The organism is Caballeronia sp. GAFFF2 (assembly GCF_023631485.1).
Taxonomy (GTDB): Bacteria; Pseudomonadota; Gammaproteobacteria; order Burkholderiales; family Burkholderiaceae; genus Caballeronia.
Genome location: NZ_JALQDA010000054.1, coordinates 1 through 14,415 on the forward strand (window position 1 = coordinate 1; position 14,415 = coordinate 14,415).

The 14,415-nt window shown below is 56.5% G+C and carries 10 protein-coding genes and 2 pseudogenes; all 12 read right to left on the reverse strand.

Features of this window, described 5'->3' with window-relative positions:
- Positions 1-415: 415 nt before the first annotated feature.
- Positions 416-1,012, reverse strand: coding sequence for a ProQ/FinO family protein (locus tag NCT04_RS32720; RefSeq protein ID WP_250469975.1), 597 nt, complete (start codon positions 1,010-1,012; stop codon positions 416-418).
- A gap of 169 nt (positions 1,013-1,181) precedes the next feature.
- Positions 1,182-1,661 carry an RES family NAD+ phosphorylase gene (locus tag NCT04_RS32725; protein ID WP_250469976.1) on the reverse strand — a complete coding sequence of 160 codons (480 nt, stop codon included), beginning with the start codon at positions 1,659-1,661 and terminating at the stop codon, positions 1,182-1,184.
- Positions 1,658-2,098: an Xre family toxin-antitoxin system antitoxin gene (locus NCT04_RS32730; RefSeq protein ID WP_250469977.1), complete on the reverse strand. Its 441-nt coding sequence runs from the start codon at positions 2,096-2,098 to the stop codon at positions 1,658-1,660. The genes NCT04_RS32725 and NCT04_RS32730 overlap by 4 nt, the downstream gene beginning before the upstream one ends.
- Before the next feature lie 1,067 nt (positions 2,099-3,165).
- Positions 3,166-3,437 (reverse strand): annotated as a pseudogene (locus tag NCT04_RS32735) (helix-turn-helix domain-containing protein); the annotation flags it as partial.
- A 94-nt stretch (positions 3,438-3,531) separates the two neighbouring features.
- Positions 3,532-3,974: pseudogene (locus NCT04_RS32740) on the reverse strand (integrase core domain-containing protein); the annotation flags it as partial.
- A gap of 149 nt (positions 3,975-4,123) precedes the next feature.
- Positions 4,124-5,755 (reverse strand): hypothetical protein, encoded by a 1,632-nt coding sequence (locus NCT04_RS32745; protein ID WP_250469978.1) that lies wholly within the window; start codon positions 5,753-5,755, stop codon positions 4,124-4,126.
- A gap of 190 nt (positions 5,756-5,945) precedes the next feature.
- Positions 5,946-7,697 carry a prolyl oligopeptidase family serine peptidase gene (locus NCT04_RS32750; RefSeq protein ID WP_250469979.1) on the reverse strand — a complete coding sequence of 584 codons (1,752 nt, stop codon included), beginning with the start codon at positions 7,695-7,697 and terminating at the stop codon, positions 5,946-5,948.
- Positions 7,698-7,834: 137 nt separating this feature from the next.
- Positions 7,835-8,821, reverse strand: a complete 987-nt coding sequence (locus NCT04_RS32755; RefSeq protein ID WP_250469980.1) for a hypothetical protein — start codon at positions 8,819-8,821, stop codon at positions 7,835-7,837.
- Positions 8,822-9,064: 243 nt separating this feature from the next.
- Positions 9,065-10,900, reverse strand: a complete 1,836-nt coding sequence (locus NCT04_RS32760) for a TolB-like translocation protein (RefSeq protein ID WP_250469981.1) — start codon at positions 10,898-10,900, stop codon at positions 9,065-9,067.
- 168 nt (positions 10,901-11,068) lie between these two features.
- The gene (locus NCT04_RS32765; protein ID WP_250469982.1) at positions 11,069-11,896 is read right to left on the reverse strand and encodes a type 2 periplasmic-binding domain-containing protein; all 828 of its coding nucleotides are present in this window, start codon (positions 11,894-11,896) and stop codon (positions 11,069-11,071) included.
- Positions 11,897-11,999: 103 nt separating this feature from the next.
- Complete coding sequence (locus NCT04_RS32770; protein WP_250469983.1) at positions 12,000-13,544, reverse strand: acetolactate synthase large subunit; 1,545 nt, start codon at positions 13,542-13,544, stop codon at positions 12,000-12,002.
- A gap of 3 nt (positions 13,545-13,547) precedes the next feature.
- Complete coding sequence (locus NCT04_RS32775; RefSeq protein ID WP_250470056.1) at positions 13,548-14,405, reverse strand: HpcH/HpaI aldolase family protein; 858 nt, start codon at positions 14,403-14,405, stop codon at positions 13,548-13,550.
- Positions 14,406-14,415 lie beyond the last annotated feature (10 nt).

Consider the following 14,415-nt stretch of genomic DNA (forward strand, 5'->3'; position numbering starts at 1 on the left):
CCGCGCGAGTTCCGACGTAAAGCCGATTCATCAACCTTGGTGTGAGATGGTGTCCGGAACTACGGGGGCAAATCCAGGCGGCAACTGCTCCAGCCGGAAACCACATGACCTTCGACGCGCATATGGTTTAGCTCGGTCCGATCTCATTCCTCGCTCCCTGCAGACCTAAAAAAACATTTGATACTACCCCGATGATTCTCATGGTCCCCAACATGATTCCCAAGACACCCAAGTTTCGGGCGAATGCCCTCAACAAACGAAGCATTGGTGTACTCATGTTGATATCGTGCTGTGCGACACGCTAACTGGTCGTGCGTTCACAAATGAGATTTTTCTTCAGCCTCGCCGTGCAGTCAGGATGATCGTTCAACTCCGATCAAGCGTCGTTTTGAGCCGTAAGACTTCATCAAATATCCTATCTAGTAAACACAATAGCCAATCTAAAATATACTATGCAATACTTACTAACTGATTTATGCCAAATACGATCTGCGGTTGAGCCTGTCTTCTTGTCCGTCAACGCGGCCCGACCATGTCGATTGTTCGCAATTTGCTCTTGCCTGCGCGCGAGCCGAGCCTTCTCCTGACTTGCGCCGTACTCCGCTTCAGCAGCGGATACAACGCCGGTGATTGCGCCGGTGAGATCCACGCGCATATTGCCTTCGACGAGACAGGTCCAATAGCGTTGGCCACGACACCAGAGCTTGACGCCATTACGAGCGTCTCGCTCGCTCAGCGCAAACGAAGCCGCTTGGACAAGCACATCCTTGACAATTCCAACCTTGAGAGGAACCTTTGGTGCGGGACTGCACGGAAAGGCGTGCGGAAAATGTCGTTGCAGCGTAGTGACTGCGCGCGTGGCCGCGTCAGCAGATGTTCCCGGACGCTTCGACGGCTGCTTAATTTCCCTTTCGACGCCTACTGGCGCCGACGTCCGGCGCGATGCGGCCTTTTTGCCCTTCGCGTCCTGGTTCTGCTGCGCCTTAAGCGCAACGAGCTGTTCGAATCCCATGGTGCATGCCTGCAATCAGTCGCCAGATTTTACCAGTCGCCTTCAAACGTCGCCGTTCAGCGCCCGTGGCGATTCTCCAAGGCGGCAGTGCCGAACGCGGCCGCAACTCTAGCTCAAACCCGTTTGCGAAAAACAAAATGAGTGCCGGTCGCGCGGCGACGACACGTTGTCATACGTCGTTTCGAGCGGCCCGCCGCAACAAGCGCGGATCAGTTTCCCATTCATTGCGGGCCCCAATCGCGATTTGCGCGAAGTCTGGATGACTGGGGTTGAGCACATAGTTAGTTTCGGCCGGGACGACCGCGCTCGGCACCGCAAGCACCGCGCTCGTTCGCTTCTGCGCCCACATAGCACCAATCTGTTGCAGCTCGGTCCTTGCACTGAGCTCTCTCCAGTCGGGCAGCAAATTCGCAGCATCGACGCGCCCGATCAAGGTCTCAGGAATGCGCGCCGGGATCATCACATACCGGGCCCGCAGCGGTGAGTCCTGCACGAGCATCTCGAGGAGCGCAAGCGATTGTGTCTGTGCTGTATATACGAGCGCGACCCCTTTCAAGTTCCACCGCCCACCATAGAGGCGCGCACCTTCGCCGGAAAAGGCGCTATCAGCATACCGCTCTGTCACTACCCGCCATGTCGTCAAGGTCATGCAAAAACACCATGCTCGATGCGCCCAAGCGTATCCATCACGCTATCGGCGCCAATGTCCGTATCGAGAAGACTGAGCGGAGTAGCATCGCCTAGTGCCGCTGCCGGCGCCTTGAGCCACGCGATCGCCAGATCGAGATCTTCGAATACTTCCGCCGCGCGCGCCGCGACACGCGCGAGTCGTAGTAACTTGGCCGACTCCTCGCGGCTGAAGACGCCTTCGCGCTTGCGCCGCGCCAAGGTGCGCTCGGGAATATCGAGCGCCTGCGCCAGTTCTGACTGCGAAATCGCGATGGATTTGAGCATTGAGTCGAGCGCCTGGGAGGAGATGCCGTGACGGACGATATCCACCCATTCGAGGCCCGACCGCGGTGCGCGGCGCAAGACGGAGCGTCCGCCCAACAACGAATCCGCCGAAACTTTGTCGATGACGGTCATAGCGCCTCCTGCCATTTGGCACTTATATTACACCAAATTGGCAGCGTCGGCCGCTGGCGCACTTTCGCCGCTCAGAACGAATTGACCGAGGCCGCGTGCGATCCGTAGGTATGGTGGTTGCGTGGCAGCCCTCGCTGTGCCGACGACTTCTGGGAGACTGGAAATGGACACGACCGAGGCGAAAGGAATGTTGAAGGAGGCAACAGGCAAGGTACAGGAGGCCATCGGCAGCGGTGCCGGCGACGCGATGAGTCAAATCAAAGGTAGAGTCGGGCAAGTCGCCGGGACCACTCAAGAGTTCGCGGGCCGCACGGTGGACATGGTTCGATCAGACCGGCGAAAATCCGCTGGCCGTGCTGGGCATCGTTGCGGTCTCGAGCTTTTTGCTAAGTCTGTTGATCGGCGGTGCAGGCGCGTCGAAACAATTATTTCGGTAAGGGCCCTCGCTCACCCATTGATTGAGTCAAAGGGGTGGCGCGGCGCTCGCCGCGCGAGTACAGTCCGCATGCTCGCTGATTGAACTATCCCATGCAACCAAACGGCCAACGCGCGACGCAGTTTTGGGTCATCAACCGATCGTGACCGTCCGTGAGGCTCTTCTGTGTTCGCCGAACCCGAAGATGCACCAATTGGCTGTTGCTAGAGGAAACATCTAGGACGACCCTCTCTTCTCATTCTAGTGTGTGTGACGGTTTCTCGGAACACCACTAGCCTGCCAATCCGATCGCGTCCGCATCTTACGTTTGGGAATACGAACGATCACGCTACTTATGTAAAAATAATCTACACCGTCTGATGCGTTGGGACGACCTGTACTCGCAACCTTCTACGGTCTACTCGTCATCGGGCGCAAGCGCTGCGATACTGGCAGCTCTCACCGCTCTCCCGCCGGCCAGAAGGCCTGCCACATGGAAACCCTGTGGAGGCGCGGTGCCGGGCTGGACCTGGTAGTTGAGGCAGGCGTCGCGCCTGTTTTTCCTCCTTGGCAACGCCGTTCTACCATGTGGCTGCCGCGACGCGGATATACGATGCCGCCCGAAAAGCATGGAAACTGACCGCCGTCGACAGCGTCCGATACGCCGAGCGATTTTGCGTACTCCAAGGCCTTGGACAGAAAGCAATGCTATCCATTCTTGCTCAGCGAACGACAAGTATCGACCAGCGATAGCTTTCGACATGGATAGTGGCATTCCGCCACGATAGCGGAACCAGCGAGAGCCCACCGCTTGAGATGCGCCTACCGCCTCGGCTGCTTTCTCGCTTGTAATGTAGTCGCGATCTTTTGCTAGAAGCAACGCTCGACCTCCGGTCCAAGTGATGGCGCGCCCGGCGAGTACATCGTAAATCGCTGCTCGCCCTGTCAACGGACATAACCGCTTGACACTTCGCACAATGCAACACTACCTTGACCTGCCCGATTTCTTCGGCCCATTTCAGTCTTGAAGAATGGCCTCGGTTGCTTCAATTGAACAACACCGCTGCTTGAACGCTTGAACTCGTTGAGTGCTAGATAGGCCAAGCTTGAATGTGGTCGAATGGCATTGTAGTGGCGCCGCCATTGCTCGATGACGACCTTGGCTCCGACGCGCGTTCGAAACCATTCCAGGCCGAGGCATTCGTCGCGGAACTTGCCGTTGAAGCTTTCATCGGCACCGTTCTGCCGTGGCTTGCCGGGATCGCTTAGTGCCATATCCATGCCGTTCTGCGCCGCCCACTTCAGGATGGCGCGCGAGACGAATTCCGGCCCGTTGTCCGAGCGCAGGTAGCGTGGCGCGCCATGGAGGCTGATGAACTATGACAGCACTTCGATCACCCGGACCGAGCGAATTGACCCCGCCACATCGATGGCAAGGCATTCGCGCGTGTATTCGTCGATCTAGTCAGCGCAAAAACGTGGGCATCGACTCGTGTCAAGGATACAGGTCTTTGCCCACCCCCTAGTACCTACCAGTACGGCTGGCTTGCAAGCCCAATCCATGTGAGTTGGTCGGCCTCCTCCTTCTTCCTTTGGCCGTTTCGATAACCTTATTGTGTGGCCTGGATGTTCGAAACTGTCACAGGGATCGTCGCGGTGTTTGCTGCATTATCAGTGACGATAAAGGTATATGTTCCATTCGCGCTCACCGAGTACGTCGTATTCGACCCTTGCACGATAGAGCCGCTCGGCGTAGTGATGGCCGCGACACCGCTCAGATCGTCGTAAGCTGAGACGGTTATCGTTACGGGCCCGGTCGTTTTAGCGGTTGTCGATAACGAGGTTATCGCGGCGGGCGGAACCGTATCAGCGGTGGTCAGGCCCACGAAGCCGTTCAAGAGCTTTAGAGAGGTGGTCACCAGCTCCTCTGCACCGCCTTCGGAAAATCCTGTCTTTTGCGCTTCAACAGTCAATGGCGCCGTATAAGCCGCCGCGTGTGGCATGTATTTCGAATCACCGGCGAGAAAGGAGTCGAGCATCACGTGGGCGAATCCCAACTTTGCAGCTGCGGCCTGCACCTGTTGCTCGGTCACGGCATCGATCTCGGGTTTGAATCCAATAAATGCAGAATCGCCGAAACGGATGGCATCCACTTGCAGCTCCGTTAGCGCGTCGCCCGCCAGATCCGGCCATTGAAATGTCGTGACATCGTAGGAAATTGCCGGGTTGGCTTGTTTAGCGGAGATGTTCTTTGCGATCGAGATGGCGTCGTTACCCATCTGCGTGCCAAGGGTCATCATTTGTTGGTTGATGTAATCCATGCCGACCAAGTTAAAAAAGTCAACATTGTCTGCCACTTTCCCATTCCCGCTATCGACAGCACGGTAAGCGTCGTACTTAGGAATTTGATCGCCGCTTGCACCCATTAGGAACAATGCCGGTGCACCAAATTCCTTCTCCATCATATTGCACGCAACACCGGGTACATCGGAGGAAATTTGCCGCACTCCCGCAGCTTGCCCCGCATTATCGATCGCGGTCGGCTTGATCCCATAGCTAAGGATGAATCCAATCGGCTTGCCGGACGACTCAGAGTTGACTCTGAGAATGGTCATATTTTTGTTAGACGCAAGCGTGCCGCTCAAGCCGATGTGGTATTTGCCGTCCGACATCAGGACATTTCGGTTCACGTTCACATCGCTCGTGCCTGTACCAAATCCCGCTGTGGCCGGTTGGAAAGAAGCTTGCGCTTGTTTCGCGGCTGTCGTGATCGCGGTCTGCAGCGCACCCATCCATACGTTCTTCAGAGCAGCATCACTCGGTTCATGCGGGGTAGTAATGGTGTGGTTCGAATGCACCCATATATTGTTTTTAGGTGTGCCAGTGTATTGACTGACGACCTCTTTGACGAGTGCGACTCCATCTGCATCAGTTCTAACCAGTTCCAGGGAAACTATTGCAACCTTGTTATTCGTCTCGAGAACCATCACTCGGGCATGGGGGTTGTCATGTATCGTCCCGCCAAAGCCTTCAATTGCGCTTGGATTCGCGAACATCGTGCTCGGAAAGACGATTTCCGCGGCGCCCGCTCCCACGCCCAGCTTGCTAGAAGTTAGAGACGAGTTGGTTTGGGGTGCCGTGTCCGTATGATCGCCGCCACCACAGCCGACGAACCCGACTCCGAAAAGGGCGCTCGCGGCGGCCGAGATCGTGTATCGTTTAGCTAACCTAAATGAATTCATGGAGTCTCCGTTCTATTTTCACGCCCGCCTAGCGTTCATTACTTGCGATCAGCGCCGCTCAGCAAACGTGACAAGACCGGGTATGTGTCAATAATCCGGAGTTGATTGTTGGCGATGTTTCAATTAGCAAATGGCAGCGTTCAAATCCTAGATAGGAGAACGCTGCCTAAACTCAGAGCGTAATTGCAATCTAGTACTGAACGCTGCTATAACCGTTCGTCCCTTGCCCAGTCGAGTAAAGACCATTCAAGGGCAGTTTGCCGCGAGCATCCTCCGTTTGCTTGGTTTGACTGAGAAGCCAATTGTAGCTATCGGTAATATTATTGGCGTAAACCCAAGTCAACTTATGGCTGCCGTTAGCCAATGCGTTCCAGTAGATACCCAGCTTGTTAGGCGTCGCCAATAAAGCGTCAAGCGATGCGTTCTGCTGCGCCTGGGTGGTCGTCGTCGGATCCCAGGTCACATAAGGGATGGTTACGCCAGTATATTTACTGAAGATCGTCTGAGTTTCATTCCAGTAGCCGGTGGCTCTGGGATCGCCAGTCATGTTAGTCGCGAGAACGTTGTCGTCGGAAATCGCGTAGTACCAATTCTGCCAATCGGGATTGGTTATGATTTTTCCGTCAGTCGGATACGTAAAGGTTTTACTATAGTTGTTGCCCCATTGTGAGGCGATCGCCCAAATTCCCGCGAAGTAATTATCTCGCATGGAAGCCATGTACAACGTCTGCATCCCGCCCATGGATTGCCCGGATCCGTAGATACGATTGGTATCGATGTTATACTGGGAAACGATCGAATCGAGAAGCTGCCATACTGCAGGAATATATTCGTTGCCCGACAGATTATCGGCAACATCCTGGCCTGAGTTAGGTATCTGGGGAATGACGACGATCAGACCGCCATAACCCTGCGCCTTGGCAAGCCCTTGGACCCGATCTGAAGCATAGTTGGCGGCTTCCTGAGCTTCTGTGAGGCTGTCCAAAGGATCATCGCCCAGACCACCAGCGTCTGGGGTGTGCAATACTACCATGTACTTCTTGCTCGGGTCATAATCAGCCGGGACAAAGAGGCTGTATTTCAAACTGACGTTATGGTACTTGCCATCGTACTCGCTAAAGCAGTTAGTCGCTTGGAATGGGGCGCCTGCAACCATAGACAATATTGTCGCATTTGGGTATGTAATCTTAACGCCATTCGGTGACGTACCCGTATAAGATGCCAGGAGATCATCCGTGTACAGTTTGTACCCGGAAATGTCCCTAAGGGTATAAGTCGTGTCATCTAGAACCGTGTCAAGATAGACAGAGTTATTACTGCCGTCCGGCGCAAAATTATAATAATAGTCCGAGACGTAATTTCCTTTTATTGTTGTGCCAGGGCTGATGACTTGATTTTCGCTTGCGGTGATCGCCGCTTTCTGTTTTACGCCGCCTGCCACACCTGCTCTCCATGAAGGGACTGTGTTTGCCAGAAGATAATTGGTGTTCAGTTCGATGACGACGTAATTGCCGCTAGCACTACCCGTATGATTGGTCGAGTCAATCGTCGGCGTCGAGCTCACGTAAACGTATGTAGGGGCGCCCGGCGTCCCCGTTTGGTTCGCAAACGCCGGGTACTGCCCGTTCAAACCGTTTCTGGTGGCGGCTGCGGAATCGTCGTAAGTCTGTGCGAGGTTCGCATAGCTGTATGCATCGTATGTATTTAAATTTACGGTGCCTGCTTTCAGCGTGTTATTATATCTGATGACGATTGCTTGGGTCTTAGGACCATCAAGGTCAACAAAGTCGATCGTTGAAACGCTCGCAATCGCGTTGTCGGCGCTCGTAGTCGTGACGGTTGGCGCGGTGCTGGCATCCCCCCCACAACCGGCGAGCCCCAAGCCGAACGCCATCAATGCGGCGAGAGCGCCGTATGTCTTGCCACTTAAAATGACTTTCATTGCTTGTCTCCAATTATAGGCTGACCGCCTTCTTGCGAGTTCATAGCGAACAAAAGAATGCGGTTGGCTGCACAAAGTACCAACTTCAACGATTATCCGGAACCATCACGCGTAAAGATAGGCTTCACCGCTGGCGCTCAAAAATGAACTTCTGCAACGAACATCGGTAGGGACGTAATCGTGCTAACAGCCGCATTCGTCGGTGTTCCGTACATGTGATACCAGTATTCATATCCGACACCCGCATAGACGACGCGGGGATGACCTGCGAACGAACCAAGGTCTGCAAGGAGAGAAGCCCGCGTGAGAAACTCTGTTTTTGTCTCAACACCGAATCCGTCTTTGCCTTTGGGACCGGTGACGCTCGCGAAGCCCCGGAAGATCAAAGGAACTGGCCCGACTCTGAACGGGAAGAGCCATGAGCTTTCAACGTGCCACGCGGTACGGAAACGAATGTCGACGCCAGTAATGCCGTTATGGTTGCTTTCCGTTCGGATCCCGGGCGTGATGTTCCAGAATCCCCGCAGTACCGCGAACTCGATCGTGGGGCCAAACACGAGCATCCGGGCACGCTGGGCATAAGCATCGTTTTTTACGCCGAACTCGTACCCGGCCGTGAATCCGAAATCACGAATTGGACCTAGTCCAACGGATCGACCGAGAATTTTCTCAGCACTCAGTTCGACACGACCAACGCTATAGATTTCTTGTGCACCGCCCGACGAAGGGCCTCCGGCTTCCGGATTTGCCGAATTGGAGACCAGATAATCAACATTAAAGGCGTAACTGCCGAATCTGAATCCACCGATGGTCGTTAGATACCCGATGTTTTGTACTACGCTGCCGGGGACGCCGGGATAATGGAAGTCGCTGCCGAAGCGGTAGCCGATATACGTGTCATTCCAGGAAACAGGCGGTGCCCCGGGCGTCTCTCCGGACTTTATGCTAGGTGCGCTCAGCGGCGCGGCTACGCCATTAGGCTGTAGCGGAACGGTCTCTTTTGCAGGCGTAGGAAGTGATTCATTTGGAGCGGTGTCAACCTGTGCAAGACTAACCTCGCTGAGACAGCAAAGAGTTGCCGCAACCAAGGTCGATCTAACCGATTTTTTTGAAATTTTTTTCATGTCTCCGCCTTAATAATTTTAGAGCTACTGTTAGCTCATGACGTTAGGTATCCAGATCAAAGGTACGCGATGTTGTCGTTGGAGCCATTGGACGAACGTCACATTCACTTGCACTTTTGCGTGCTCATCTGGGTGCAATCGGATCCTGCTTGCGCGCGTGCAAAGACGAACGGCAACCTGATTCCATAAATCAGCATCAATGTCGTGGCTCATCAATCGCACGACATCGATTGAACAGGGCGATCAGTGGTTGGGCATATATAAGGGCATCGCTTCTTCCCACAGCGTGTCCGTGATTGCGTGCTGGTCGGAGCCGTCAGCGTTCATCACCCAATTCTGTCCGTCCGGCTGGAAGCTGTTGTCGTAAAGTGCAAGCTCGTCCCTGAAGCCATACGTACCCGAGCTGTACGCGATGCGGCCATCCCAGGTCCAAACCGCGTGTCCCTGGTTTGATCCATCCGAAGTCAGACGGGCCAGACCCGTGCCATCCGGTTTGACGGTGAACACGTCATAGTTGAATTTGTTGAGATCGCTCGGATTGACCTGTTTGCGTGTGAACACGATCCGACTACCATCGGGCGACCATCCCGGAAGATTGTCGGGCTCGCTCGTGAGGACCGTAGTCTCATGCGTTTCCAGATCTAGAATGCGTAGCCCCTGCACCTTCGGGCTCCATACGCGGTAGACGATCTTTTTTCCATCCGGCGAATAGCTCGGGTAGCCCGCGTTGATGGAACCATCCGTCAGAATCTCGGGATGGCTATTCATGCTGCCGTCGGCCTTGATTCGTGCAATTCGGCCGGGTCCCGCACCTCGCGTGAAGAACCAGTCGCCAATCCCAAAGGCTACCCACTCGCGATCCGGCGACCACGTAGGTTGGAATGCGCCAGCCAATCCCTTCTTGATCATGTCCGCATCCAGACCGCTCGTCGATGCATCGTAAATGCGCGTATAGCCGGTGAAATCAAGATTGACGACGGCGATCGAAGAATTCAGGGCTTTTTCCGTGTACACCAACTTCTTCCGATCTTGCGAAAGTTGCGGGAACACGTCGGTGTATTCGTAGTTCCAGTCTTTGTCGAAGCTGAATAGCGGCGTGCCGTTCGCGTGAGCCGGACGAAAGCTCACTTTCTCGTACACGACCTTGGTTCCATCGGCCGAGTAGTGCGGCGAGCGGATTCCCGAATTGGCCGTCGAGCGGAACGTTCCTGCCGTCGTATAAATGCCTTCCCTTTCGCCGCCCTTGACGTGATAGGCCACATTCGTCGGCCCGACGAACTGCGGGAACACCTTGAAGCCTGGAGAGGATGTGAGCGCCGCCTTCTCCAGATTCACCACGTCCACCGAGACGATCTGTGAGCCAACCGAATTAATCCCTTCCGGACGATGCGCGCCCCACGTCGATTCCACCGGCGTCTCATAGAAAACCACGTGCTTGCCGTCTGGCGACCAGGCGGGCGATCCGTCGTCAAAGCCGGGATTGCTGGCGATTTTCTTCCACCCCGAGCCGTCAGGCTTGATGAGGTAGATGCTGCTTTCCTGCGTGCGCTCCCAGCCCACAGGAAGATTGTGGCCACGCCAGTCGGAGCCGATATCGGACGACAACGCTAACCACGCTCCGTCAGGCGACCATGAAGGCCGGAAAAAACTGTGAGGCTTGTCTGCGTCGAACTTAATCGAGCCGGTGACATTTTTAAGCGCTCCGGTTGCGATGTTCAAGGTCCACACGTTAGTGGTGCCGAAATCTGCCTTCCCTCGGCGTGACGACACGAACGCAATCACGTTCCGGTCGGTCGGCGAAAATTCGGCGGCGTCGTCGACAGCGATGTGATCGGTAAGGCGCTGCAAGTCCGTACCGTCCGTCTTGACGCGATAGAGGTTCGATTCGCCGAGCCCGTCGCGTTCGGACGTGAAAACGATCCACTTTCCATCCGGCGAGAACGATGCGTGGTAGTCGAATCCTGAGGTTGGAATGAGTTTGTGCTCGTCGGTTCCGTCTGCATTGGCCACGTACAGTTCGGACGTCACAGGTCCAACACGGTTAAGCAACATCGTTCCACTCGATGCGGCGTTCGACATGACCGGAAAAGAAATGCAGGCGCCTCCGAAGGTTAGACAAGCTAGCAGCGTCCTGACGCAGGAATATGAATACACAGACAGTCTCCGATTGTTCTCGTTCTGAGGCGGTGTTTGGGCGCCTCATGAGCTTGCACGTTGCCACCCGTGGCGACGCTTGTTTCATGCGGATCACTTCAGCGCGGCCGTCACGTCGTCGAATAGCTCATCCACCGATAGGCGATGGGGAATGATCTTCTGATCCAGCGCCCAGTCGATCGCCAGTTGAAGGCCCTTGCGGTTTTCTTCCAGGCCAATGGGCGGGAATATCGCGGGAACGCCGCCTTCTGTCAGCGCGCGGCTCTCGACGATCATTCGATACAACTCGCGGATGATGTCGGGTCGCTGCCGCGACAGATCTCTGTGAACGACGAACATGTGATTGATTGGCACAACGCCTTCGCGCGCGAACCAGTCCTTGGCGGCGTTTTGTGCATCGGGCACGAGCGTGCGCACGCGCGGATCTTTGGGCATGTCTTCGCCAAGCAGCGCCGCACTCAGCTCCCCGTCCAGCATCATCTGTGGGATCGAAGAACCCGCCGGCAGACGCACGCAGTTCTCCGGATCAAGATACTCGGCAAGATGGCCGTCGCCGAGCGTCATCCACGTCACGCGGTCCAGATCGACACCGTATTCGTGGCGCAGAATGCCGCGAATCCAGAGCGCCGTAGTTTGCGTGTAGGTGCGCACGCCAACCTTCTTACCTTCGATGTCCTTCGGCTCCAGCGGACCAAAGTCGATGTTGTACCCCGCGCAGTGATGCTGAAAGCGCCCCGAGATCGGCGTCGGCAGCAGCACGTAGGGCTTACCGTAGGCCTTGGCCTGCAGGAAAGTAACAATCGCTAGTTCGCCCGCGTCGAACGCATTCTCGCGCACCATCGCCTTGAAGCCGTTATGCGCCGGGGTGGGGCCGCAATAGTCCAAATTGACAAGTTCCGAACTCACGCGCCCGTCCTTCATCGCTTTCGTGACCGGATAGGTAGCGAGGTTCGTGCGTAGCACAGGCTTTTTGCTTTGCGTCGTTCCCATGGTGTTTTGTCCTTTCGCTCTAAATTTGATCGAATTAAAGGCGGACCTCGATGAGGCACGGACCGGACTCATGCACCGAATGAGTCATGGCTTGGTGAAAGGCGTCCGCGCTGTTGACGGCGACGCCCGGCACGCCCATGCTCTTCGCCATCGCGAGCCAGTCGATGCGCGGCCTGTCGATATCGATCATGGCAAGCGCCCGCTCGCCCGGCGCGCCCGCACCCATGTTGGCGTACTCGGCCTTGAGGATCGCGTAGCTGTTGTTGGCGAAGATGATCGTCGTCACGTTCAGGTTTTCGCGGGCCTGCGTCCATAGCGACTGGATCGTGTACATGGCGCTTCCATCACCGATCATGCAGAACACCCGACGATCCGGACACGCGAGTGCCGCGCCCGTTGCGACCGGTGTGCCGTAGCCGATCGAGCCGCCCATGTTGTTGATGAGATCGTGCGGCGCTGCGCCCACAGTCAGCCCCATCGTTTCGCGCCCTGTAGTGAGGGATTCATCAACGAGAATGCAGTTCTCGGGCAAGGCCGAAGCGAGCGCCTGTGCGATGCTTGCAGGGTTCAACGCACCAACGGGCGCGGTCGCGTCAGCGCGCGTCTGGTGGAGCACTGGCGCGTGCTGGGCACCGAGCGCATCGACGAGCATTTCTAGTCCCGCCGTGCCGTCTTCACCCACCTCTGCCAACGCATGAACCGTCGTGCCCGGCGACTTCAGCAAACTCGGTTTGCCCGGGTAACTGAAAAACGCGATCGGCTCGGTTGTTTCGACGGTGATGATGTGCCTGAAGCCCTTGAGATAGTCGATCGCAGCATCGACCGCATACGGAATGCGCTCCAGCGTGACACGCCCTGCCCCGCGTTCGATGCGCGCCGTGAAGAACTGCGTCGCAAGCCGGCAAAGCGTGGCGCTTTTAAGCCTGCCCGCCAGTTCGAGCGCGCGGCCACGCGTCGAACGGCCCGCGAGCACGATCAGTGTCGGCTCGCCCGAACGAAGCACCCTCGCGATATGTTCGACACGCGCGGCATCCGGCGTCTTCGCGTAAGCGACTGCTTGCGGAACGTCGATGCGTGCGCTCGTTTCCTGCCAAGACGTATCGCCCGGCAAAATCAACGTGGCGATCTGGCCAGAATGCTCGCTTGCCTTGCTCACGGCGGCGGCGACATCCCATGCGACCGCATCGGGCGATTCGACTCGCCGCACCCAATGACTGAGCGGACGCGCGAGCCCTTCGATATCGGACGTGAGTGGCGGATCGTACTTGAGATGCGCTGCCGAATGCTCACCAACAATATTCACCATGCCCGACGACGCGCGCTTCGCATTGTGAATATTCGCGAGACCATTCGCGAGGCCCGGCCCCAGGTGCAACAAAGTGGACGCCGGCGTGCCCTTCATCCGGTAATAGCCGTCCGCCGCACCGGTGCACACGCCTTCGAACAGGCACAGCACGCTCTTCATTCGCGGGTTTTCGAGCGCCCTCAGAAAATGCATCTCCGACGTGCCCGGATTCGCAAAGCAAATGTCGACGCCCTGCTCGGTCAGCGTCTGGACGAGGCTTTCGGCACCGTTCATCTTTCAGTACCCCGCGACTTCACGCGCCTTGCCGACGACGCCATAACTCTTGAGCGGCGCGGACATCAGGAAGCGATAGCCCTCTTCGAGCAGGCGTTCGTGGTTCTTCGCGTTCACGTGCGGATTGCCGACGACAACCTTATGCTTATGGCAGGTCTCAACGATTCGCCGTATCGCGTCGGCCACTTCGGGATGCTCGTAGTCCCGCGGATGGCCGAGTTGCTGGCTGAGATCGCCTTCACCTATCAGAATAAAGCCGATACCGGGCACGTTCGACAGAATGTCATCGAGGTTTTCGATCGCCTCGGTGCTTTCACACATGAGTCCGACGAGGATTTCGCCTTCTGGCGCCAACGGCCACACATCGGCCTTGCGATAGTAATCGGCCATGCTCAAGCCCCAGTAACGTGCCGCCGTTGCGGGTCCGTCGCCGCGGGCTCCTTTGGGCTCATACAAGGGCGCCGTCTTCGGGCGCGCGTAGCGACATGAAGCCACCGCGTTGTACGCCTGCTCCACGGTCGATACGTGCGGCCACACCACACCATACGCGCCGCGATCGAGCACTTGTTTGGCAAAGGCCTGATTCATCTCCGCGCCATTGGCCGGGATACGGGCGATCGGCGTCACACGCGGAGCGACCGAGCCGGATTCAGCGATCTGCTTGCGGTTGAGCATGTACTGCAACGCATCGCCCAGTGCAGTGACGTCATAAGGGTTGTGCTCCATCTCGAAGACGATGCCGTTGTACGGCGCATCGGTCATCTCGATGGCTGACTGTCTGTCCAGCTTGGAGAACGCCGTATAGGCGGTCTTGCCGGATTCAAAGGCGCGGATGATGCTGTTAAGGCGTGTATCGCTCATGATGCTTCTC

What these genes read in the sequence shown, in the direction of transcription:
- NCT04_RS32720 (WP_250469975.1), bottom strand. Translation starts at nt 1,012, where the DNA reads ATGGGATTCGAACAGCTCGTTGCGCTTAAGGCGCAGCAGAACCAGGAC.
- NCT04_RS32725 (WP_250469976.1), bottom strand. Translation starts at nt 1,661, where the DNA reads ATGACCTTGACGACATGGCGGGTAGTGACAGAGCGGTATGCTGATAGC.
- NCT04_RS32730 (WP_250469977.1), bottom strand. Translation starts at nt 2,098, where the DNA reads ATGACCGTCATCGACAAAGTTTCGGCGGATTCGTTGTTGGGCGGACGC.
- NCT04_RS32745 (WP_250469978.1), bottom strand. Translation starts at nt 5,755, where the DNA reads ATGAATTCATTTAGGTTAGCTAAACGATACACGATCTCGGCCGCCGCG.
- NCT04_RS32750 (WP_250469979.1), bottom strand. Translation starts at nt 7,697, where the DNA reads ATGAAAGTCATTTTAAGTGGCAAGACATACGGCGCTCTCGCCGCATTG.
- NCT04_RS32755 (WP_250469980.1), bottom strand. Translation starts at nt 8,821, where the DNA reads ATGAAAAAAATTTCAAAAAAATCGGTTAGATCGACCTTGGTTGCGGCA.
- NCT04_RS32760 (WP_250469981.1), bottom strand. Translation starts at nt 10,900, where the DNA reads ATGTCGAACGCCGCATCGAGTGGAACGATGTTGCTTAACCGTGTTGGA.
- NCT04_RS32765 (WP_250469982.1), bottom strand. Translation starts at nt 11,896, where the DNA reads ATGAAGGACGGGCGCGTGAGTTCGGAACTTGTCAATTTGGACTATTGC.
- NCT04_RS32770 (WP_250469983.1), bottom strand. Translation starts at nt 13,544, where the DNA reads ATGAACGGTGCCGAAAGCCTCGTCCAGACGCTGACCGAGCAGGGCGTC.
- NCT04_RS32775 (WP_250470056.1), bottom strand. Translation starts at nt 14,405, where the DNA reads ATGAGCGATACACGCCTTAACAGCATCATCCGCGCCTTTGAATCCGGC.